Raw genomic sequence first — 22086 nt, 5'->3', positions numbered from 1 at the left:
TTATGAGTTATTGCCAGAAACATCGGAGACTTTTATTTATCTGGCAATGATCCGTATCATGGTCAGGCGGTTGGCATAATATTTAACCCCTCACCACTTTTCAAACATCCTCTCAGCTACAGGAGCTACTCGCAGTAGGAGCATGGAAAAGGGCAGATCGGATCGCGGTAATCGCAGGTGACATTATTCAACAAAAGGTAGATGCGATCGTCAACGCTACCGATCGATCCTTTTCGGGTGGCGGTGGTGTAGATTATGCGATTCACTGTGCGGCTGGGCCAGAACTTCGAGAAGAATGTCTTCAACTAAATGGCTGTCGCAAAGGTGAAGCCAAAATTACTAATGGTTATAACCTTCTAGCACGTTGGGTTATTCATACAGTCGGACCAGTCTGGCAGGGGGGCAATCATGGCGAGGGCGATATATTGGCTCAATGCTATCGAAACTGCTTAAACTTAGCAGAACAATACTCTATCCGCACAATTGCTTTTCCGGCAATCAGCACGGGAACGTTTGGTTTCCCCACCAATCTAGCATCTAGAATTGCTGTCACTGAAGTTGCGCGTTTTTTGCAGAAAAATACCTCGGTCGAGAAAATAATCTTCAGTTGCTTTGGGCAGACAGTTTACGATTGCTATTTGGTTGCTATCCAAGAAATTCTAGATAGTTAATATATTTAGAAGTGGGATCGCATCCCCTCGCTACAAGCGCTCGCTTACTATTAAAGTAATTATTTTACTTGGCTAATTGTTGATTGATTACACGTAGTTAATAAAACAGGAGAAAACACAGATAATGCAAATCTCAGTAGTTCTAATAAGACGGTTAGGGAAAGTATAGGGTAAGTGATAGTGCAGGTAAAGCTAACAAATACGATTGATGAAGCGTTAGTAAGTCGCGGGCGGCTTAACCCAAATTTGTTGCATGTGTATGAAAGACAAGCACTTGTAGATACTGGCACTACACGCACTGTGCTACCTATGGATATTGCAGCACCTTGGTTTAAGGATTAGGAGTCAACAGGTAGCTAAATATGCTGATGGTAAAGAAACGATAGGATTGACGGAACCTGTAATCATTGTCATAGAAGGTCGTGAGACTATTGAAGCAACAATGGTGACAGGGAATCAAGTCTTGATAGGTCAGACTGTATTGGAGACGTTAGATTTACGTGTAGATTGTAAGAATCAGCGCCAAGTTCCGAATCCAGCACATCCTGACTATCCAGTGTTGCGAGTATAGCAATTAATTAATAGGTGTAAGATGAGAGCGATCGCATCCACGTATAGTTAAAATACGCTTAAAATGCTGCTTACTGTAAATTGACTATGCCTATCGACGCACCTCTTCCCGTCGGGTCAGTTCTAGAAAACCGCTATTGTGTCGTGCGAGAATTAGGGCAAGGTGGCTTTGGACGTACCTATCTTGTAGAAGATACCAATCGGTACAGTGAGCATTGCGTACTTAAAGAATTTTTACCACAAGTTCAAGGCAGCAAGGAATTACAAAAAGCTGAAGAGTTATTTATGCGGGAAGCTGGGGTTCTTTACCAGCTGCAACACCCGCAGATTCCTCGTTTCCGAGAATTGATCCGAGTCAATCTTGGCGGTACGGAATCTCTATTTTTGGTGCAAGAGTATGTAGAGGGGCAAACCTACTGCGATTTGTTAAAAGCAGGGAAGCCGTTTGACGAGGCCCAAGTAATTCAACTACTGCGGCAAATTCTACCAGTATTAGACTACATCCATTCGCTAGGGGTGGTGCATCGAGATATATCCCCTGATAACTTGATTCAGAGGAGTTCGGATAAGTTGCCAGTTTTAATTGACTTTGGTGGCGTTAAGCAAGTAGCAGTAAATGCTGCCTCCCAGTTTACCGGACAGATGCCCGCTACTCGGTTGGGTAAGGAAGGTTACGCACCAGAGGAACAAATTCGCCAAGGAAATGCTTTTCCTTGTAGCGATTTGTACGCTTTGGCAGTTACTGTTTTAGTGTTGCTAACCGGCAAAGATCCCCAGAAGCTTTTCGATAGTTTTCAGGCAACTTGGCGGTGGCGACAAGAGGCGAGGGTTAGTCCTATGTTAGCGATGATTTTGGATAAAATGTTAGCTTATTATCCGGGCGATCGCTATCAGTCAGCTAGAGAAGTTCTCCAAGCCCTCCCGTCTGGAAATCCCCTTTTTTCTCAAGTTCCTACTATGAACGTTGTAGGTAGCCCCGCCTATCCAATTCCTCCAACAACTATCACTCACAAAAGTAAAAGTCCCAGTGTTTCCATTCCTAACCCAATTCACAAGCTGACTTGGTTAAAACTTTGGAAAACAGGAATTAGTGCAAGTCTGATTTTGGCAGTCGGGGTCGGGGCTTGGAGTTTAATAAAATCCCGTTTATCGTCCTTTCCTCCAGCAATATCTTCGCCATTACCTGCCGATGGTTCGCTAAGTAAAAAAGAGCAGGATTTTGTAGCTGAAATAACTAAGCGTCGCCAAGCTTTGAAGATTTCCGAAACGGTTTTTATTCGTCAAGTTGATGAAATTTTTTATCAGAAGTATCCAGAATTAAAGCAACGTACTTTGACAACTAAGCCAGAAGATGCACGTTTCCGAATTGATTGGTATCAAATTGCTGATGACGAATTAAATAAGTTAGAAAAAGGCGCTCAACTATAGCATTCCTAAATAATTTGTGAAAGCCGTAGGAACAGAGTGTCTGCCTAATTGGAATCACAACTTAAACAGGATTGCTATCTAATACAATTTAGTTAGCTACAATCGGGGTTAACTGTAAAGCTAAAATTTTTATTCAGGAAAGTCAGGAATCACCCATTGGGGAGGCTGCATCGCTTTTTTTCTTCGCGCTTCGTCAGCAATTTCTAGCATTCTATCTAAAGAAGTCTCTTTGATGAAGTTTGACGCAGATGCTGCATTTTCCTTATTAGGGCATTTGTCACCCAAAATGCAGCCGTTAACGCAGGCTTCAGCACAGTTCACTGTAACTTCCATTGTGTTTGCTCCCTCTCATACTCTTTGATGCTACGCAGACTGATTCAGGCTTTGTCACTTGCAAAGCGAAAACGTCTACTTAAATTCTCCTTCTAAAAATTGTACGGATATCTGTGAAAATTTCCAGCGTCTTGAGCGATCGCTTTCTTTACCGTTGCTATCAAACTGAATTAGCCCAATTTTTTGCCCAGTCTAAGGTCTGATAAACCTGCTTGAGAGTTGGTGCTTCGCAGTACAGTCGCAAAACGGGTTCCGTACCGCTAAAGCGAATCATCAACCAACTGTCATTGGCTAAACGGAACTTATAACCATCAATTGTCAGACAGTCTGTTACTGACTGACCAGCAATTTCAGTTAAAGGCGATTTTTGCAGTTGTTCGAGTAAACGCGATCGCACGTCCATACTCGCTAAAGGTAAGTCAATGCGATCGTAAGCTGAGGTAAAACTTGTTTTTTCCTGCAAGCGTTGGTAAAGTTCGCTTAAGTCTAGACCCGACTGGGCGATCGCTTCCAACAAATACAGTGCTGACAGCAGCCCATCCCGCTCTGGGATATGATTACCGTAGCCAATGCCTCCAGACTCTTCACCGCCTACTAACACCTTAGTTAATAACATCCGGTCGGCGATGTACTTATAGCCTATCGGTGTCTCATAGACTGGCAGATTGTACAGAGACGCTACGCGGGGAAACAAATCGGAACCGCTGACTGTTTTTACAACTTCCCCCGTCAGTCCCCGCCGCGATGCCATGTGTTCAATTAAAATCGGGATGAGTATTTGGGAACTGAGAAAATTTCCTTGCCCATCGACAGCAGCAATGCGATCGCTATCTCCATCAAACACAAATCCTACTGCTAACCCCTCACCACTGCGGCGGCGGTAAGTCCGCATCTGCCGGAACATCTGGGAAAGATAACGCGGTAAAGGTTCCGGCGCACTTCCACCAAATAAAGGATCGCGAGAACTATTAATTTCCTCAATTGGCATCGCCAGCAGTTGTTCCAGTCCGGATGCCGCCGCCCCGTGCATCACATCAGCAAAAACACTGAGTTTCTTTTGGGCGATCGCATCCTGAATGCAGCCAATATCCACTTTAGCCCGTAGCGCTTCACAATAATTAGACCACGGGTCGAACCTCTCCAAACTTCCAGGCTTTCCTTTGACTGGCGACGATTCCTTAGCCAACAGCGCTTCTATCTTTTGCGTAATTTCTGGGGGAACCGAACCCCCAAATGCTCCCTTGACTTTTAACCCCGAATAGGGGCCTGGATTATGACTTGCCGTAATCACCAAAGCCCCTAGAGCCTTTCGTTGATAAGCCGCCCAGCTAAATGCTGGTGTTGGGGCATAACTATCGCTCAACAGCACATCAAATCCCGCAGCTTGCACTGCAAGAGCCGTCTCAAAAGCAAAAGTTTCCGACATAAAGCGCCGATCGTAGCCCACAATAATCGTGCGCCGACTTGTCGCCTCACCATAGACATCTGCCAGGACTTGTGCCGCCAACGGTGCCACAAGCGTTAAACGCTCGAAGGTGAAATCTGCGGCGATGATACCTCGCCAGCCATCTGTACCAAATTTAATGGGATTAACAGCAAGCGGCATAAAAGCAGGGGGTGTTGCAGTGATAACGGTCGGATCTTAACATTTGTGGAGTCATTAGTCATTGGTCACTTAAGAGTTGTCAAGTTAAAACCCTCCCTAACCAACGCTTACAAACTAAGGACTACCGCCATCGTCCTCTTGAGAGCCTGACTCGTGCTTGACAGTTGGGGAATTGCCATTTGAAGCTGACAGATGTTCGAGAAGCGATCGCAGCCTCATCCGCTCAATGTAAGGCCAGCCACCAGCTTCTTCCATATCTTTCAACAGATTGTATAGAGCTTGACGATTATCCGGTAAAGAAGTCTGAAATACACCTTCCCGAATCTCGCGGTGCAAATCCTCTAACGTGCGAAGCATTGCCAACAAAGCCAAAGTATCTTTCTGACAAGTCTTTGCCAAAGACCGAACAGAAATAGCGATCGCTTCCAATTCTGACCCAAAAAGCCCCGACTCAACATCTTTGTTACTGTTCATGCGGGTGATTTGTCTGTCCATGCTGTTTTCAACTTTAACGGAGTGTTTCCTTAACTAGAGCGATCGCTGCACAATCGACCTATTGGTAAATTGGTGTGGTGTGTAAGCACGGCATGGGTCTAAATCCCTATTAGGGATGGAAATAAAGGGATTGAAATAATTTACCCGCAGCTTCAGGATAAAGGCAACACAAAGCCTTGTAAAATTCACTTTAGAGATTCTAAGCCGAACGATTCCGAGCAAAATTAAGAATTTCACTTTTGTCCCCTGTCACTTAAACCCCACCCCAGATTTTACTGGTAGGGATTCCTAAATTAGATATTGAGGTTGACCATGAGGTATCGCGCTTTCATTGTTGCCTTCCTGGCATTGTGCTTGGGGGTACTAACTGCTTGTAGTGAAGGTCCAGCCAACGCGACTTCCACTCCAACTCCACTCACCTACGACCAGATTCGAGGCACGGGTCTAGCAAATAGCTGCCCTCAACTCTCTGAAACGACTCGCAGTTCCATTCCCATCGATCCTAGCCAGACATATAAAGTTACTAACCTGTGCTTACAGCCGACCAGCTTCTTTGTCAAAGAAGAATCTGCCAACAAACGGCAAGCCGCCCAATTCGTTCCAGGCAAGTTGTTGACACGGTATACATCTAGCATCGACCAGGTGCTAGGTGAACTGAAAGTTGATGAAAATAACCGTCTAAGCTTAGTTGAAGAGGATGGTCTCGACTTCCAAGCCACAACTGTTCAGCTGCCTGGTGGCGAACGAGTACCCTTCCTGTTCACAATTAAAAACCTGGTTGCCAGAAGTCAGCCGGGAATGGACAGCATTAACACCTCGACCGACTTTGAGGGCGAGTTTAACGTTCCCTCCTATCGGGGGGCAACTTTCCTCGATCCTAAAGGTCGCGGTGTAGCCAGTGGCTATGATAATGCAGTAGGACTCCCAGCCCAATCCGATTCTCAGGAACTGACTCGTGCTAATGTCAAGCGTGTAGACACCTTGAAGGGTAGCATTTCCCTGCAAGTCGCCAAGGTGGATAACGTCACTGGTGAAATTGCCGGAACCTTTGAAAGCGAACAGCCTTCTGATACGGATCTAGGAGCTGGCGAAGTTAAAGAAGTTAAAATTCGTGGCATTTTTTATGCGCGGGTTGCACCTGATCAGGCTTAAATCTGCTATTTAGCACTGATTGCTTAATTTAGCGGATCGGGAAAAGGGGCTTCACCAGCCCCTTTTTTTATGCCTTAGAAGTCAAAAGTTAAAAGTGAGGACTTATAAGGTTTACTCATTTAAAGCTTTTAACTACACACTGACAGTGCCTGTTTTCGGTAGAAAATCATTTCTCCGTGAAAATGCTATTGTAATTAACTGGCCAAAAAGAATAAACTTATGATCAAGCCTGAAAAAGCAGGTAATTAGGAAAATTTACCAAAAATGCTTGATTAGTTTTACTTTTCTGAAGGGCAGTTCCCCGGAGCCTACTTAATAGCTCTATCCTCCAGCGTCTATGTTTTAAATCACAGCATCTACTTAAAAAGCAGAATAAAACCAAAATTAGCGTCTCTACTGGGGACAATCTACCAAGCGAACTTCTTTATGTATACCAACGTCACTCCCGAAATAAAACTGGAGAGCTTGCAACTGTTACGAGAGTATCAGCACAATCGTACAGATGCTGTCCGGAATCATCTGGTAAAACTGAATTTTGGACTGGTGAGAAAAGAAGCACATCACTGGGTTAATCAGTGTACTGAGAACTATGATGACTTGCTTCAGGTTGGCTGTTTAGGATTAATTCGAGCTATTGAACGCTTTGACCTGTCCAAGGGACACGCCTTCAGTTCCTTCGCCATCCCCTACATTCGCGGCGAAATTCAGCACTATCTACGAGATAAAGGCTGCTCGTTCCGCCTACCTCGGCGCTGGCAGACTCTGCGGTATCAGGCAGCCTCTGTAACGCGGGAGTTTCAACAGAAATACAACCGACCACCTACCCATTCAGAAGTGGCAGCGGCGCTGGAAATTTCTGCTTCAGAATGGCAGGAAATCCAGTTAGCGTTTCAAAACCGAGAATTGCTAAGTTTAGATTTACCAGTAGGAGATGCTGAGGAAGGTTCGACTTGCTTAGGCGAACTTGTACCAGACCCCCAATATCGCAGTTTTCAGTTAGCGCAAGAAGACCAAATTCGCCTACAATTGGCTCTGGTGCAACTAGAAAAGCGCACTCGTGAAATTCTAGAATTCGTTTTTTTACACGATTTAACGCAAAAAGAGGTCGCAGAACGCTTAGACATCAGTGTGGTGACTGTCTCCAGGCGTGTTAAAAAAGGATTAGACTCGCTCAAAAAGCTAATGGTAGGGCCGGAGAATTAACCAAGAAGTTCTTGGGAAGGGAAGAGGAGTTAAGTTGAAACATTGGCAAGGTGTGAGAACCTTCCCCCCTTCTAACCTTCTTTTCGTCAACGGGCAACGGACAAAAAACTAAAAATTGAATAAAGTAACACAAATGTTACGCTTTCATCTATATATTTTAAACTTGTAATAGAGGGGTGCGATCGCATCCATCTATTAAAGGTATAACCCGCCTCAAAGAAATTTGAACAGAAAATCTCTTGTGGCGGATGCTATTAAGGGATTTGGGAACTGCAAAATGCGTCAACATTCATGGATTGCGTTTGTCGGAATACTGGCTCTGGTAGGGGCTGGCTGTGCGCCAGCAGAGGATACTGCTATAGCTCCTAGTCCTGTTGTTTCTCCGGCGGCTGATCCGGCGGCGGTTCCGACTACTTCACCAATAGCACAGGCACCCCCAGGGGCAAAGCCGTTTAATGCGCCAACTGTTCCTCAACAAACAGCGAACGTTCCGGGAGTTCCTGGCTTGATTCCATCCACAAACTCGGATGTGCGATCGCGTAATATTCCTAAAGGTAGACAAGACCCCTTTGAGAATGTTCCCCTGAACCCACAAGTGACTGTGGTGCCTCCAGAGCCTGGTTCGGTTCCTCCGCCTCCGATTCCAGTTTCTCCGGCTCCGGGTGTAGCACCGCAGCGTTCCATCCCAGTGCCGCCCCCTCTGCCCCAAGTACGCAATCCCAGAGTAAGAGCAAGCAACGGTGGTAGCAACGGTGGTAGAGCAGTTCCACGCACAAGGTATACACCGCCGCGTCCTCCCCAGGTTAGAACAACAATACCGAGAAATCAGGCACCTAGAACCGCACCAAATTCAGCTCCTATTGCTAGAACAAATACGGTTCCCCCTGCTCCCCTGCTGCCAAAACTGCCACCGCTACCAGAACCAACTCTGGCGAGAAATGTAGAAGTTACAGGAGTAGTGCAAGTAGGTACCCAACCTCAAGCAATTGTAAAAGTGCCGAATGAGCCGAGCCGCTACGTAGGAGTTGGGCAACGTTTATCTAATGGGCAGGTGTTAGTTAAGCGGATTGAAGTGAATAATGGTGGCAGTCCGATTGTGATTTTAGAGCAATATGGCAGAGAGGTTGCCAGACGAATTGGAGAAAAACCAGAGGCGAATCCTGCTGGCGCACCTACGGCTGCTGCTCCTGGTTCTCCTCAAGCCTAGATACGATTACTTGTTGTAGGGAGTTTAAAGAGTGCAGACTACTGGAGGAGAACCGCTGCGAATTGAAATAAGCTTGCCTAGGTTGCCCTTGGCAGTTTATCGGGAATTAGCTGCCCATTTGCGGCAGGTGGAAGGAGTGGAAGCGGATCTGATTCCCCAAAATTCGCAGCAGTTTGACTACCATCAAAGCCAGGTTGGGGGCTTGTGGATTCAATATGTACAAGATGCCAATCCAGCTAGTCGGCAACAAGTAGACCGGATTTTAGAGTATTATAGTCAGCGCTACAGCCCCTAGTAGGAAATCTTTCCACCGTAATATTCGGTGGGGGCTTTTTGGCAATCTGGCAAAAGCTAACAAAAATTCATGGGCATCATTCAAGCTTTACGGGGAACGCGGGACATTCTGCCCGAAGAAGTTGGCTATTGGCAATGGGTAGAATCGGTAGCGCGAGACATTCTTAACGTAGCCGCTTATCAAGAAATTCGTACTCCGATTTTTGAGCTGACTGCACTATTTGAGCGGGGAATTGGCGAAGCTACAGATGTGGTGGGGAAGGAAATGTACACCTTCAACAGCCGGGGGGAAAACCCTTATTCCATCACTCTACGTCCTGAAGGTACAGCGGGTGTGGTGCGCTCTTACATTGAAAACCATCTTGATGTAAAAGGTGGGATTCAGCGCCTTTGGTATATGGGGCCGATGTTTCGTTACGAAGCTCCCCAGGCGGGGCGACAGCGGCAATTTCACCAACTGGGCGTAGAAGTGTTAGGTAGTGCTGACTCCAGGGCGGATGCGGAGTTGATTGCGATCGCTACCGACATCCTGCAAACCCTCGGACTAAAAAATCTGCACCTCTACATTAACTCCGTGGGTTCCCCAGAGGATCGACAGAGTTATCGACAAGCACTGGTGGACTATCTGACTCCCTATAAAGAAGAGTTAGATCCAGACTCCCAGGTGCGTTTGGAGCGCAATCCCTTACGAATTTTGGATAGCAAGGATAAGCGGACGCAGGCAATTGTTGAAGATGCCCCCAGCATTGTAAATTATCTGGGTACAGAGTCACGCCGTTACTTTGAGCAAGTAAAAGCAAGGCTGACTGATTTGGGAATCGCTTACGAACTAAATCCGCGTCTGGTGCGCGGTTTGGATTATTATACTCATCTGGCCTTTGAAATTGTCTCCGACGACTTAGGAGCGCAGGCGACTGTCTGTGGCGGCGGTCGCTATGATGGGCTAGTAGCAGAATTGGGCGGGCCAAGTACGCCTGCGGTGGGTTGGGCGATGGGTTTGGAGCGCTTGATTATCTTGCTACAACAGCTGCAACAGCCACCAGCAAAAACGCTGGATTTCTACGTAGTTTCACGGGGGGAAGCAGCAGAGAGTCAAGCACTTAAACTGGCTACGCAACTGCGAAGAATTGGGTTTAGTGTGGAATTAGATTTGAGTGGCAGTGCGTTTAAAAAGCAGTTCGCCAGAGCAGATAAGAGCGGTGCCGTTGCTTGCTTAATTTTAGGGGATGAGGAGGCAGCAAACCAAACCGTCAAGCTCAAGTGGATGGCAACCAAAGAGCAAAATGCGATCGCTCAAGTGGAATTATTGGCTAAAACAGACGAACTGCGTCGCCAGTTGGATACCGCAGGGAGTTATAAGTTATGAATTATGAGTTTTAAATTAATTCATAACTTATAACTCAAAATTCAAAATTTTTCCTAGCCGCCGATGGAATACTGGGAATTTCTGCTCCAAAAAGAAGGCGATCGCTCTTGGCTCTCTCTAAAGAAGCCAAGTTTGGAAATCTTAGAAGGTCGTTATCGGGTGGTTGCTCACTCAAACCGACCAAACACTGCTGTGGAAATTCGCATCACGCATGACAGCACCGAGGAAGTTCCCCCCAGGCGGCGCTCTCAGAAGCGATCGCGTCGCACCAATGCCCAAGGGTTAATGGTGGTCATTCCGTTTACCTACTTTAAGCCGGGGATATGGGATTTGCGTTGCTCTGGGGATATCATGTCCGATTTCCTGGGCAATACTTGGCAGCAAACGATTAAGTTTCAGGTTTTACCACAAGCCGCAGAAACTTCCACAGATAGCGATTCAGCTGAAGAAGATATTTCGCCGGAAATTTTTCATCCCCATTCAGCAGAGATGCCGGAAACGTCTCAACCTCCAACGGAGGCTGAGTCACAAAGGTGGAAGGCGGCGTCAATGCCTGTCAGCGACCTTATGGAACACTCGCTACAGATGGTAGACGAAATTTTACACCAAGTTGTCGATCCACTCTGGCAAGCGTTTGAGCCGATACCTTCTGCGCCGCCGCAGCGGTTGTTTACCCTAGACTCAGAGCTGCCAAGAGAGGAATTGCCTGAGTTTCAGAGTGCTATTGATTCACCAGATATTGCAACAGATATTACCCAACCGCAAGTAGAGGCAATTCCTGAAACGTTTCTAAGACTGATTCTCGACCAGGAAAATTTTGTGGCGCGTCGGGGAGAGCCGATTATTTTTTCTGGGGAAGTTGAGGTTTTGGACACTTCCAGTTCTCAGAAGTGTGTCCAGGGTGGAACGCTGAGAGTGGAAATGCGCGATCCGCAAAACTCAAAAATTCTGGTAGATGTAGAGCAACCGCTACCCGAACAGGTCTCAAGCTTTGCCTTTAGGTGTAATCTTGAGCTGCCCGAAGAGTGCAAAACTCGGTTAATTTTGGGAGAAGTCACGTTAATAGACGAGACGCAGACAGTCTTGGCGACTCAATCATTTACTGTAACAGCAGATTTAGAAGATTTACTGGGCGCGATCGCTAACGATAGAGAAGCTGAAAATTTATTGAACCCGCCGTTAGGATCTCTTTTGGCAGAGACACCACCTCTAGATTCATCTTTTCTGGATTTGGTGCAACAACCGAAAGAGAATCAGCCCCTACGCCTAGAACCGTTACCAAGTCAGCCTTTACCTCCGCAAATTACCCGAAGCGACCCGGCAAAGGAGGCAGCACTTAAAGCTCCCAAACTGCCTGCGATCGCTTCTGATACAGATGCAACCGATAGCGAGGGCAAAACATCCGTTACTCCTCCACCCCCGCCGTTGGGATCTCTACCACCCAAAATTTATCGCCCCGATCCTGCCAATCCAGTTAATAAAACCCTCAAACTCCCTCTAATTTCAGGCTCTGCTCCTGTTACAGAGGTACAAGAGGCAATAATCGATTCATCTTCCTCTAGAGAGATTGAACCTCCCACGGAGGAGAACACTGCTCAAGAGCAGGCTCCATCGGATGTGGAGCAGTTAGTTGATAATTTGTTGAATAACTTAGCTGATAGCTGGCAGCGTCCAGAGATACCATCCGTTGAAGATGACAGCGAAGATGCTGATACAACGGCTAATGAGGATGTAGGTATCGAAGAACCTTCTGACACTCCAGAACCAGATAATCCTGCTGAAGATAGCGATCCCACATCAACTGTGGACACCGCCTTTGCTACTCTGAAGCTGAAAGACCGTTTCTTGTCCCGGTTAAACGACCTGGCAAACGATGAGGAATTGGCTCAATTGCTACAACCTGAGGAAGAGTTGCCTGCAACTGAGCCAGAGTTAACAGAATCATTGTCTGCACCAGACGTGACCCAGGAAGGTAGTGAAATTACTGGTGTGGTTGACGAAACTGAAACGGCGGCAATACAACTGTCGTCGGAAAGCGATTCTCAAGCCCCGCCAGAGAGTATGTCTACAGATTGGGAGTTAGTGGCTCAACTGCTAGATCAACAACCCCCGCTACCAGAATTTGACGAAGAAGATGCCGCTATTTCCAGCGACGCACCCAGTAACTCTGAAGTGGCGGCAGAAAGTCCCCTGACTATTACTCAGAACCCTACCAATACGTTCTCGACAGCAAATTTCGGTGGAAATTGGGCAGATCAAGAGATTGTTGTGGACGATGACCCCTTTGAGGAGCCTCTGGGCAGAAGCGATCGCATATTCCCTTTCCCTCCTAGCCATTATCCCCAACCGCAGGCATCAGCGCTAGACGAGGAGCCTGTGCCAGCGCCTGAGTTGGTGTTGCCAGAAGGCGAACTGATTGCAGGGCAACTGCTCTTGCTCCGCGTGAAATTAAACTCTGAGTTGAGCCGCATCTATGTCAAGCTGTGGGTTCACGATCGACAAACGCGATCGCTGCTGGATGGCCCTCGTTGGCTTGTAGATTTTTCGCCCAATGCCTTTGGTGTCTTGGAAACAATGACTCAGTTAACTGTGCCGTTTGGGAGTATGTCCATCCGATTTGAAGCGGTTACAGTAGATACTTATACCCAAAGAGAGAGCCATAAAGTGACACTTGACCGTACTGTCATTCCCCCTGACTTGCCCAACTGGTCGCTGGATGAGTTTGGGGATTGATTAGTTGTTAAAAATTTTTATAATTCGGATCTTTGCGCCAAATTCACTGTAGATTCGATTAGAAGAATTGTTTCATAACAATAGGAAATTTAGCGATGGCAGCTTCATTCTTACCTTCAATTTTGGTCCCTCTAACTGGCTTGGTCTTCCCAGCTATAGCAATGGCTTTCCTCTTTCTTTACATTGAACATGAAGACCCAACTGGAATTTAATAGCTACAAATTAAAAAACCGCCCTTCCGGTTAGGACGGGCGGTTTTTATAAAGGATGTAGAAGCTTCTACATCCTTCTTTGTTTATGCTTACAAAGAGGAGCCTAAACCAGCATAGGCACCATAGAAGAAAGTACCTAATACGGCGATAATACCTAAACCAGCGACTGTCGCTACAATCCACAATGGGATTCTTCCACTTCCAGACACAGCTTTTTCCTCCTAATTAAACTCGAACTAGCTTTATTTAATCAAACCCAGTTAGGCGAAGCACTCACTGTTATAGGGCTTTCGCACTATGACAGAAGCTTCCAGTTTCACTCGCCGTTGCCTCCCTATACGAATGTATAGTGTGGTTTTACACAGCGTCCGGAGGTTTTGCTTAGGTTTCCCTAGCACTGACTCCCGTACTACTTGCGTAGTACCCTGGCAGACACCCGCCTCCCGCAGGCACAATTTCTGTTGTTACACCGCTTGGTTTTCGCTTATCCCGAAGATCCGCTATACCTAGCTGGTATAGCGGAATTCTGCGATTTTAGTTAAAGAAATAACTGGAAAACAAAATTCCCAAAACGAAGACAAGTAGCAATCCTAAGAACAGAGAAGTTCTGTTTAACTCAACTGGCTGATTATTAGGATTGGGAAGACGATCCGGCATCGGTTTCTCCTATCGTTGAATAAATTGCATGGAAGCGATCGCGCCCAAGAAAAAGACTGTAGGCACAGCCAGAGTGTGGACAGCAAGCCATCTAACGGTAAAAATCGGATAAGAAACTGGTTGATTTGCTGGAGTATTGCTAGTCATGATTTGCCACTACTTTTAAACTACTTACTTGATAAATTGGTCTATTTGATCTTTTGGTTCAACACGATCTTGTACAATTGGCACTTCCGTCCGATTTGGAGTGAAATACTCATTGGGGCGGGGTGTTCCAAACGCATCGTATGCCAATCCAGTTTGAACAAATAGCCAACCAGCAATAAACAATGCTGGTATGGTGATGCTGTGAATCACCCAGTAACGTACGCTCGTAATAATGTCACCAAACGGACGCTCTCCAGTAGTACCAGCCATTCAGATTCCTCCTCTGACAACAGTTTAAAGCTTTGTTTATATGATACGAAATTCGGTAGATGACAAGCAAGAAAATAGTTGCAAGCAGCTTATTTTCTGCTTATTACTACCACCTGACGGCGACGATGCTCTCTTCAAGCCGCAGACGATGAACCCTCGTATTTCAGCAAAACACCACGCTGACCAATAATAAATCCTCGATCGGGCGTTACAAATTTAATTTTGTACAAATTCGAGGGTATATTCTCCATCTCGCGATCTTTTTCCCAGGTTTTACCACCATCTGGACTGCGGAGTAAATTGCCACTTCCCCCCGTCACCCAAATTTCCTCTGGTGTGCGATATGCCAAATCGAGTAAACCCCAACTCGTAGATATCTCTGGATATTGTGCCTCTTGCCACTCATCGTGCTTTTCAGGGTCGCTAAATTGCAGCTGACCGCCCCGTGCGACCATCCACAACCGACCATCTTGTGCAAAACCCATATTTTCAACACGTCGGGAACTATTGCGGTTGTGGGATACCCACGCTTCCTGACCTGGTTCCCAAGTTGAGTAGAAGTTCCCTTTTGCTGACACTGCTACATATTTACCATCTTCAGAGCGGGAGATGTTGCGGACAACGCCCACTGCTTCTTGCACCATCGCTTTCCAGTTTTGTCCAGCGTCTTGAGTGCGATAAATTGCGCCTACGTTGGTGGTCATCTCAGCAGAGTTGGGCCCTAGTGCCAAAATTGTGTTGGGTGCGCCCGGTAATTTGTTACTCAGTGAGATGCGCGTCCAAGATTTTCCGCCATCGGTGGTGTGCAGTAAGATAGCAGGTTCTCCTGTAATCCAACCCTCCGAACCAGCAAAACTCACACCTGTAAAGCGGTATTTCTGATCGCCAAGGGACAAGTTCCGAGGCTCCCAGGTTTTGCCGCCATCGGTTGTTTCCAAAATTGTAGAGTCACTGCCCACAAGCCAGCCGCGATCGCGGTCGTCGGTAAAGGCAATATCCTGAATATTAGCTGTTGTTGGCAGCTCAATGACTTGCCAAGGGTTGTTGCTCACCGAAGGGACGCTACTACAACTGGCACAAAACAGGGCGACTACCAGCAATATTACAATTTGTTTCAGTGTTCTCACAAAAAAGTTCATAACGTCCAGCACTGGTGGATAGAATCTGACCTACGGCAGGTATCAAGAGCCGAGTTTCGTTTTAATGCAAACTGTAAAGACTCAGAAAAAACAAAAAACCTAAAGCCAAGGCACCAAAAATGAGCAGATTCTTCTGTCCTGGGGTTAAAGTGTTTACCCCCAGACCGAAACCTAGATTTTCCTTAAATCCAGACGGCGCACCTGCAACGCCAATATTTTGAAACTGCGTTTTCCGCACTCCACAGACGGGACAGCGCCAAGAGAGCGGTAATTCTTCAAACGATGTTCCTGCGGGGATATCACCCTTACTATCGCCCTTAAGTGGCTCATAAACATAGCCACAGGCGCGACATTCGTGGCGATCCATGATGGCATCAACGGCTTGATCGCTCATAGCTCAGAAAGTAGTTGAGAAGCCAACCTTAAAATCTATGTTAAAAATTATGCCATAAGTGTAGGACTTCCTTAACATTTTCTAGTTCTGGCTCTGGGCGGAAAGGGCGATCGCTAGATATAAAATTTGTTTAGTTCGACTTATGTGTGCTATACGTAATCGCTCTCGAAAGCCGCCAGCGTCACGTGGTAAAGGTAGTCACTCTATAATGTATATGTAAAGAAGTAATAACTCGCGTTGTTTCATCTGAGTGGTAGTTAACTATCGTGTTTGTCCTTAGTGGGTATGAGTATTTTTTAGGATTCCTACTGGCTTGCAGCTTGGTGCCTTTTCTAGCACTGTCTGCTGCTAAGCTTCTGCGCCCCAGCGGTAGTAGTCCAGAGCGACGCACCACCTATGAATCTGGGATGGAGCCGATTGGGGGAGCTTGGATTCAGTTCAACATCCGCTACTATATGTTTGCGCTTGTCTTCGTGATTTTTGATGTTGAAACTGTTTTCTTGTTTCCGTGGGCTGTTGCCTTCCATCGCTTAGGAGTTTTGGCTTTCATAGAAGCCCTGATCTTTATTGCAATTCTTGTGGTTGCTCTTGTTTACGCTTGGCGCAAAGGAGCTTTGGAATGGTCATGAAATCTAACCAGGCAAATGAATATGCTGCCCTAGAACAGCAGCAGAAAGAACGCATTCTTAGTCCAATTGAGCGGCCCAAGGTCACTCAAGAGCTTTCGGAAAACGTCATCCTGACCACAGTTGATGACCTGTACAACTGGGCGCGGCTTTCCAGCGTATGGCCTTTGTTGTTTGGCACCGCCTGCTGCTTCATTGAAGTTGCGGCGATGATTGGTTCGCGGTTTGACTTTGACCGATTTGGACTGGTTCCCCGTTCCAGCCCCAGACAAGCAGATTTAATCATTACTGCTGGAACCATCACTATGAAGATGGCACCTGCTTTGGTACGTCTTTACGAACAGATGCCAGACCCCAAGTATGTGATTGCGATGGGAGCTTGCACAATCACTGGCGGGATGTTCAGTGCTGACTCCCCGACAGCGGTGCGCGGAGTGGATAAGTTGATTCCTGTGGATGTATACCTGCCTGGATGTCCACCACGTCCAGAAGCAATCATGGATGCGATCATTAAACTCCGGAAGAAAATCGCTAATGATTCGATTCAGGAACGCGATCAAATGAAGCAAACGCATCGCTACTACAGCACCACCCACAAACTCAAAGGTGTAGACCCCATCCTGACAGGGAAATATCTACAGTCAGGCACTCGCCAAAGCCCACCACCGGAGTTGGCAGCAGCTATGGGTATGCCTGTATCCCCAGCCCTGTTGACGGCTCAAAAACAGGAGGAAGGTCGTGGCTGAAGCAGAATCCCAAATCGTAGCCAGTAAGATTTCTGGGTGGTTGACGGAAAATGACTTTGAGCATGAGGCTCTAGAGCAAGATCATCAAGGCGTTGAGATCATAAAAGTTGACCGGGACTTTTTGATTCCTATCGCCACAGCCCTCTATGCTTATGGGTTTAATTACTTGCAATGTCAAGGTGGCTATGATGCAGGGCCGGGTGAGGATTTGGTCAGCTTCTATCATCTGATTAAGCTGAGTGACAATGCTGACCGACCGGAAGAAGTGCGTCTGAAGGTGTTTTTGCCGCGAGATGACGCTAGAGTGCCTTCGCTGTACTGGATTTGGAAGACAGCAGATTGGCAAGAGCGGGAATCCTACGATATGTTCGGTATTGTCTACGAAGGACACCCGAACTTGAAGCGGCTTTTGATGCCGGAAGATTGGGTAGGCTACCCTTTGCGGAAGGATTATATTTCGCCTGATTTCTACGAGTTGCAGGATGCTTTTTGATTAAGAAGCATTGCCCTTAATCAGGAAATTTTGCGTGAAAGCACTCACTTGTTGTAAGTGGGTGCTTATTTTTTTTAGATAGCTTTTGCTACAAAATAAATTGTCCTCACAATCGATTTTGTTTGAATTTTAGCTAGTAGCTTGTGCCTTGGGAACGAAACGCAACTTACGACCTATGAGATAAGTCCAGGGAACTTGTGATTAACTCAAAACTCATAACTTATAACTATTTAGTCATCCCGGTTTAGGGTTAATTTAATCATTCCATAGGGAGGTCGCGGATCGCAGTACACTTTTATTTTAGAATCTGCATCTGATACAAATGCGGTGTCCCAAAGTCGATTTTCAGCTGCAAAGGAAACTTCTGCCATTTGCGGGAAGCGTTGTAGTAGGCGCACACCCATCTCATAAACGAGATGTTGGATTGATTTGCTGACAAATTCATGAAAGACAACTTGCACGAAATCGCGCACTTGTTCAGCAGGGATGTAATGTGATAAATCAGATGCGATCGCATTCTCTACATCAGCGTATTTCCAGTAAACATCGAGATAAATAAATAAAGGGCGATCGCTCATTTCCGGTAGCGTGGTATACTCATCGCGAGCAAAGTTGGCAAACAAGCTACCAGTAACTTTGATTAGCTGAAATCCTACTCTTCCACAACTATGAGCGACGATTTTTGTAGCATTTCCCTCACGCTCAAAATCCAGCACTGTAACTGCATAGTCATTGCGCGAACGGCTGAATAAAACTTCGCTATTGGTATTTCCCCCATTGGGGTGAGGTAAACGTGCCGCAGCAAATGGTTGTTCTCTACCTGTAACTCGCAGCGATCGCATTTGGGGATAAGTATTTAAAAACTCCTGTCCCAGGAAATTTATAAAACCTTCTAAGGTTGAGCCATCGAATGCGATCGCTTTCTTCAAAACAAAGTTTTTCATGGTGTCAGTAGCCACCACATCTGTATTGATTCCCTCAGTGTAGGCGGCGATAAAATTGTTACCGAATACCTCAACATCAACATCAACCGCAAACAGGATGTTTTCTCTACCACTAAACTCTGATTCTGGAATTTCTGTCAAACCCAACATCGGTTTTGCATATGTGCGGTACAGGGTAATATTTCCTTTACCATAGCTAATTTCTGCGCTCACGCCTTGCTCCTTGTCCTACTATTTTGGGTTTTGTATTGAGGAAACCTTGTTATTAGCTATTTTTATAAATTTTAGGATTGCATTATTCAAGGAAACTTACAATCACATTATTAGTCTCTCGTTACGTTGGCGAAACTCTGTACAAGGCTCGAATTATATTCGCCAGTATTTCTATATACGCATTTTTTTAGAAAGTGCCGGAAGCGGAACGTTTTTGAAACTGACCTTTACCTTTGTTGCCCAGCCAGCGATCACCATCTACAATCAACTCCCCGCGTAAGAAAACTTTCTCTACTTTCCCAGTAATAAAGCGACCTTCAAATAAGCTGTAGTCTACGTTAGAATGATGAGTTTCCGCACTCAAAATATGTTCTTTATTTGGGTCAAATAAAACTATATCGGCATCGCTTCCCACAGCAATTGTTCCTTTTTTAGGAAACAATCCAAACATTTTAGCGGGAGCAGTTGCAGTTAACTGTACAAACCTATTCAGCGAAATTTTACCCGTTCTAACACCGCCATCATATAGTAAAGTCAACCGCAATTCTACCCCAGGCGCACCATTAGGAATTTTAGAGAAATCCTCTTTTCCAACTTGTTTGGAACGGTGCCAACCAGAGGAATTTTCTTTAAAACAAAATGGACAATGATCGGTAGCAACTATCTGGAGATCGTCAAACTTTAACCCCCGCCACAATGCCTGTTGACAGTGATGTTCTCGTAACGGTGGGGTCATCACATATTTAGCCGCTTCAAAACCTGGTTTGTCATACTCCTCAATGTTTAAGAAAAGGTAATGAGGACAAGTTTCTGCAAAGGCATAAATACCGCGATCGCGTGCCTCAACTACTACATCTAATGCTTCTTTTGCTGACAGATGAACGATATATACAGGGATTTCCGCCAACTCTGCAATCCGAATTGCTCTGTGAGTAGCTTCTGCCTCCATAATTGTTGGTCTTGTTAAAGCATGATATTTTGGAGAAGTATTTCCTTGAGCCAATGCTTCTTCAATTAATACTTGAATTACGCTACCATTTTCTGCGTGTAAATTCACCATTCCGCCATGAGAACCTACCGCCCGCATCGTTTTAAATATAGAGGCATCATCTACCATTAAAATGTCTGGATAAGCCATGAACATTTTAAAGCTAGATACCCCATCGTAATTAATTAAATCGGGTAGTTCTTTTAAAACTTCTGGGTTAATATCTGTCAAAATCAGGTGAAAACTATAATCTACACAAACTTGCGGTTCTGCCAATGCTAGACGATTATCAAGTGCAAATATTGCGCTTTCTCCTTTGCTTTGTTGAGCATAATCGATAATAGTAGTCGTGCCACCAAAGGCAGCGGATCGCGTTCCTGACTCATACGTATCGCAAGTTTCGGCAATGCCTTGACGGGACTCCATGTGCGTGTGAACGTCAACACCACCAGGCAATACAAGTAATCCTGAAGCTTGATATTTTTGGGCTGATGGTACTTCTAATTTTCGAGCGATCGCTTCAATTTTTCCATCGCGAATTAGAATATCTCCTACATAGTCATCGACTGCTGTAACAATTCGTCCGCCAGTTATTAGTACGTCTGTCATTTTTGCCGATTAAAATGTGATAAAAGAAACTACTCTAGGCACCGAGAACCCAGAGATGTAGAGACGTTGTATACAATGGCTGGAAAACGAAATAACCTTACTTTTTGAACTGGGTTGGGGTATTTGCACAGCTTAAGTAGAAACTTTTTTATAAGCTGCCCAACCTCCAAAATGAGAAATATCAGTCCATTGATATTTTTCTACCAATTCACGCGGGTAAAGCATAGCTGTAACTTCCTGTCCATCTTCTAAAACTACGTTTTTAGGATATAAATTAGGCGGTTCTGTAGACAGTAAATATTCATATTGTTCAGCAGTCAACTCGTAAACTTCACCTGGAATAGCAATACCTCCCGATGCAACTTCATAGATACCTGGATGCCAACCATTCTCGACAGAGTGCATTCGATAATTGGGACGAGTAACTGCCTCTTTAATAAATTGTGCCGATTGCAGATTCTTGTGATCCGGCTGCCCTCGTAAGGCAGAACCACAAATAAAAAAATGCTTTGACTCTGATTTACTTTCCATCCTGTATCGCTCCTTATAGTTCTAAATACTCTATGTTAGGCAAAACTAAATTTTGCTACAGCTTGCATAAAAATATACCTAAAAATTAAAATTTTAATTTCCCATTCATAATTATGTATAAATTTCCATAAAAAATAAAAAAATACCGTAACGATTGTTACTGAATTTTAGCGCTGGCTAACGGGTAATAAAGCAATGTGTAACTTTAAAGGTTAAAAGTCCGCACTTGTGGGCGGCATGGAAGGATGAAGTATAAGCTGTCTGAACTGAACCAAATGAGTCACGAAGCTTTTGTAGATGCTTTGGGGTGGGTTTTTGAGGATTCGCCTTGGGTAGCGCAAAAGACGTGGATGAAGCGACCTTTTGCCAATGTTACATCATTGCATCAAACTATGATAAAAGTGGTTCAAGAAGCTAGTTTAGATAAACAACTTGCCTTAATTCGCGCTCATCCCGACTTAGCAACTAAGGTGAAAATGAGCGCATCCTCCGTTCAAGAACAGGCGGCGGCAGGATTAGATCAGCTTACCTCTGCGGAGTGTGATCGCTTTCACTTTCTTAACCAAGCATACAAAGATAAATTTGATTTTCCCTTCATCATCGCCGTTAAAAATCACACTAAAGAAAGCATTCTCAAAGCCTTCGACACTCGGCTAAAAAACACCCTAGAAGAAGAATTAAAGCTTTCCCTATCCGAAATTAATCAGATAGCCAGGTTCCGCCTCCTAGAAATCCGTATAACTTAAAAACGAATACTTCTCTCTCGACTGCTTCTTTCTTCTTTTCCACTTCTCTCTTGTCTTTGCGGTTCGTTTTAAAATGGATTTACCTAACATCGAAGCTTACTTACAACCCACGAACTTAGAGGATGTCTGAGAAGCCAGGAAAGCTCTCAAAACGATAACCTGTCAATAGCAAATTATCAGACAGCATTTTGAGAGCCATAACATCATCGTATCCGAGTAACTTGACCCAAGAACAATGGGAACTGTTATCCAGCTTGATTCCCAAAGCTAAACCGGGAGGTCGTCCGCGCACCGTAGATATGCAAGCAGTGGT

25 protein-coding genes and 2 pseudogenes are annotated in these 22086 nt (G+C 45.4%); 15 read left to right on the top strand and 12 right to left on the bottom strand.

Going from position 1 to position 22086, the window contains the following annotated elements:
* Nucleotides 1–161 precede the first annotated feature (161 nt).
* The 3 genes and pseudogenes from H6F66_RS24960 (at nucleotide 162) to H6F66_RS24950 (ending at nucleotide 2669) form a co-directional block, all read left to right on the top strand.
* Entirely contained in the window at nucleotides 162–671 is a 510-nt protein-coding gene (locus tag H6F66_RS24960) for an O-acetyl-ADP-ribose deacetylase (RefSeq protein WP_190427209.1), read from the top strand.
* A 174-nt stretch (nucleotides 672–845) separates the two neighbouring features.
* Nucleotides 846–1242, top strand: a pseudogene (locus tag H6F66_RS29575) (retroviral-like aspartic protease family protein).
* A gap of 86 nt (nucleotides 1243–1328) precedes the next feature.
* The gene (locus H6F66_RS24950; RefSeq protein ID WP_190427204.1) at nucleotides 1329–2669 is read left to right on the top strand and encodes a serine/threonine-protein kinase; all 1341 of its coding nucleotides are present in this window, start codon (nucleotides 1329–1331) and stop codon (nucleotides 2667–2669) included.
* Nucleotides 2670–2798: 129 nt separating this feature from the next.
* On the opposite strand, the gene H6F66_RS24945 is transcribed toward H6F66_RS24950, so the two are convergent.
* The 3 genes from H6F66_RS24945 to H6F66_RS24935 all read right to left on the bottom strand — a co-directional run bounded on the left by H6F66_RS24945 (nucleotide 2799) and on the right by H6F66_RS24935 (nucleotide 5103).
* Nucleotides 2799–3002, bottom strand: a complete 204-nt coding sequence (locus tag H6F66_RS24945; RefSeq protein ID WP_190427200.1) for a hypothetical protein — start codon at nucleotides 3000–3002, stop codon at nucleotides 2799–2801.
* A gap of 160 nt (nucleotides 3003–3162) precedes the next feature.
* Entirely contained in the window at nucleotides 3163–4608 is a 1446-nt protein-coding gene (locus H6F66_RS24940) for a phosphoglucomutase/phosphomannomutase family protein (protein ID WP_190427197.1), read from the bottom strand.
* 114 nt (nucleotides 4609–4722) lie between these two features.
* Entirely contained in the window at nucleotides 4723–5103 is a 381-nt protein-coding gene (locus H6F66_RS24935) for a hypothetical protein (protein WP_242019075.1), read from the bottom strand.
* Nucleotides 5104–5415: 312 nt separating this feature from the next.
* Here H6F66_RS24935 and H6F66_RS24930 point away from each other — a divergent pair, with 312 nt between their 5' ends.
* The 7 genes from H6F66_RS24930 to psaI all read left to right on the top strand — a co-directional run bounded on the left by H6F66_RS24930 (nucleotide 5416) and on the right by psaI (nucleotide 13270).
* The gene (locus H6F66_RS24930; protein ID WP_190427194.1) at nucleotides 5416–6255 is read left to right on the top strand and encodes a photosystem II manganese-stabilizing polypeptide; all 840 of its coding nucleotides are present in this window, start codon (nucleotides 5416–5418) and stop codon (nucleotides 6253–6255) included.
* Nucleotides 6256–6681: 426 nt separating this feature from the next.
* Nucleotides 6682–7458, top strand: a complete 777-nt coding sequence (locus H6F66_RS24925) for an RNA polymerase sigma factor SigF (RefSeq protein ID WP_190427192.1) — start codon at nucleotides 6682–6684, stop codon at nucleotides 7456–7458.
* 277 nt (nucleotides 7459–7735) lie between these two features.
* The gene (locus tag H6F66_RS24920) at nucleotides 7736–8665 is read left to right on the top strand and encodes a hypothetical protein (protein WP_190427189.1); all 930 of its coding nucleotides are present in this window, start codon (nucleotides 7736–7738) and stop codon (nucleotides 8663–8665) included.
* A 31-nt stretch (nucleotides 8666–8696) separates the two neighbouring features.
* Entirely contained in the window at nucleotides 8697–8960 is a 264-nt protein-coding gene (locus H6F66_RS24915) for a hypothetical protein (RefSeq protein WP_190427187.1), read from the top strand.
* Nucleotides 8961–9029: 69 nt separating this feature from the next.
* On the top strand, nucleotides 9030–10325 hold the full coding sequence (hisS, locus tag H6F66_RS24910) for a histidine--tRNA ligase (RefSeq protein WP_190427184.1): 1296 nt from the start codon (nucleotides 9030–9032) through the stop codon (nucleotides 10323–10325).
* 63 nt (nucleotides 10326–10388) lie between these two features.
* Nucleotides 10389–13058, top strand: a complete 2670-nt coding sequence (locus H6F66_RS24905; RefSeq protein WP_190427181.1) for a hypothetical protein — start codon at nucleotides 10389–10391, stop codon at nucleotides 13056–13058.
* 95 nt (nucleotides 13059–13153) lie between these two features.
* On the top strand, nucleotides 13154–13270 hold the full coding sequence (gene psaI, locus H6F66_RS24900; RefSeq protein WP_190427178.1) for a photosystem I reaction center subunit VIII: 117 nt from the start codon (nucleotides 13154–13156) through the stop codon (nucleotides 13268–13270).
* A gap of 89 nt (nucleotides 13271–13359) precedes the next feature.
* On the opposite strand, the gene H6F66_RS24895 is transcribed toward psaI, so the two are convergent.
* From H6F66_RS24895 to H6F66_RS24870, 6 genes are all read right to left on the bottom strand, one after another.
* The gene (locus tag H6F66_RS24895; RefSeq protein WP_190427175.1) at nucleotides 13360–13479 is read right to left on the bottom strand and encodes a photosystem II reaction center protein J; all 120 of its coding nucleotides are present in this window, start codon (nucleotides 13477–13479) and stop codon (nucleotides 13360–13362) included.
* Nucleotides 13480–13804: 325 nt separating this feature from the next.
* Nucleotides 13805–13927, bottom strand: coding sequence for a photosystem II reaction center protein L (locus tag H6F66_RS24890; RefSeq protein ID WP_190427172.1), 123 nt, complete (start codon nucleotides 13925–13927; stop codon nucleotides 13805–13807).
* 9 nt (nucleotides 13928–13936) lie between these two features.
* Nucleotides 13937–14074 (bottom strand): cytochrome b559 subunit beta, encoded by a 138-nt coding sequence (psbF, locus tag H6F66_RS24885; protein ID WP_190427167.1) that lies wholly within the window; start codon nucleotides 14072–14074, stop codon nucleotides 13937–13939.
* A gap of 24 nt (nucleotides 14075–14098) precedes the next feature.
* Complete coding sequence (psbE, locus tag H6F66_RS24880; protein WP_190427164.1) at nucleotides 14099–14344, bottom strand: cytochrome b559 subunit alpha; 246 nt, start codon at nucleotides 14342–14344, stop codon at nucleotides 14099–14101.
* A gap of 134 nt (nucleotides 14345–14478) precedes the next feature.
* Nucleotides 14479–15483: a photosynthesis system II assembly factor Ycf48 gene (locus H6F66_RS24875; protein WP_190427161.1), complete on the bottom strand. Its 1005-nt coding sequence runs from the start codon at nucleotides 15481–15483 to the stop codon at nucleotides 14479–14481.
* Nucleotides 15484–15544: 61 nt separating this feature from the next.
* Nucleotides 15545–15877: a rubredoxin gene (locus H6F66_RS24870; protein ID WP_190427158.1), complete on the bottom strand. Its 333-nt coding sequence runs from the start codon at nucleotides 15875–15877 to the stop codon at nucleotides 15545–15547.
* A gap of 266 nt (nucleotides 15878–16143) precedes the next feature.
* Between H6F66_RS24870 and ndhC the strand changes: the two genes are divergently transcribed.
* The 3 genes from ndhC to H6F66_RS24855 are packed head-to-tail and all read left to right on the top strand — an operon-like array spanning nucleotide 16144 to nucleotide 17742.
* Nucleotides 16144–16506: a photosynthetic/respiratory NAD(P)H-quinone oxidoreductase subunit C gene (ndhC, locus tag H6F66_RS24865; protein WP_190427156.1), complete on the top strand. Its 363-nt coding sequence runs from the start codon at nucleotides 16144–16146 to the stop codon at nucleotides 16504–16506.
* Complete coding sequence (locus H6F66_RS24860; protein ID WP_199295034.1) at nucleotides 16503–17249, top strand: NADH dehydrogenase subunit K; 747 nt, start codon at nucleotides 16503–16505, stop codon at nucleotides 17247–17249. The genes ndhC and H6F66_RS24860 overlap by 4 nt, the downstream gene beginning before the upstream one ends.
* Nucleotides 17250–17262: 13 nt before the next feature.
* A complete protein-coding gene (locus H6F66_RS24855) occupies nucleotides 17263–17742 on the top strand; it encodes an NAD(P)H-quinone oxidoreductase subunit J (RefSeq protein WP_313930754.1) in 480 nt (159 codons plus the stop codon).
* Between the two features lie 230 nt (nucleotides 17743–17972).
* On the opposite strand, the gene pucL is transcribed toward H6F66_RS24855, so the two are convergent.
* From pucL to H6F66_RS24840, 3 genes are all read right to left on the bottom strand, one after another.
* Complete coding sequence (pucL, locus tag H6F66_RS24850; protein ID WP_190427141.1) at nucleotides 17973–18899, bottom strand: factor-independent urate hydroxylase; 927 nt, start codon at nucleotides 18897–18899, stop codon at nucleotides 17973–17975.
* Between the two features lie 187 nt (nucleotides 18900–19086).
* Nucleotides 19087–20496: a dihydropyrimidinase gene (gene hydA / locus H6F66_RS24845; protein ID WP_190427137.1), complete on the bottom strand. Its 1410-nt coding sequence runs from the start codon at nucleotides 20494–20496 to the stop codon at nucleotides 19087–19089.
* A gap of 132 nt (nucleotides 20497–20628) precedes the next feature.
* Nucleotides 20629–21027 carry a gamma-glutamylcyclotransferase gene (locus H6F66_RS24840; protein ID WP_190427133.1) on the bottom strand — a complete coding sequence of 133 codons (399 nt, stop codon included), beginning with the start codon at nucleotides 21025–21027 and terminating at the stop codon, nucleotides 20629–20631.
* A 245-nt stretch (nucleotides 21028–21272) separates the two neighbouring features.
* Here H6F66_RS24840 and uraD point away from each other — a divergent pair, with 245 nt between their 5' ends.
* Entirely contained in the window at nucleotides 21273–21773 is a 501-nt protein-coding gene (uraD, locus tag H6F66_RS24835) for a 2-oxo-4-hydroxy-4-carboxy-5-ureidoimidazoline decarboxylase (RefSeq protein ID WP_190427120.1), read from the top strand.
* Nucleotides 21774–21970: 197 nt separating this feature from the next.
* A pseudogene (locus H6F66_RS28625) lies at nucleotides 21971–22086 on the top strand (IS5/IS1182 family transposase); the annotation flags it as partial.

It is taken from the genome of Trichocoleus sp. FACHB-6 (assembly GCF_014695815.1).
GTDB lineage: Bacteria > Cyanobacteriota > Cyanobacteriia > Cyanobacteriales > FACHB-T130 > Funiculus > Funiculus sociatus.
This window is presented reverse-complemented; position numbering and strand designations above follow the sequence as displayed.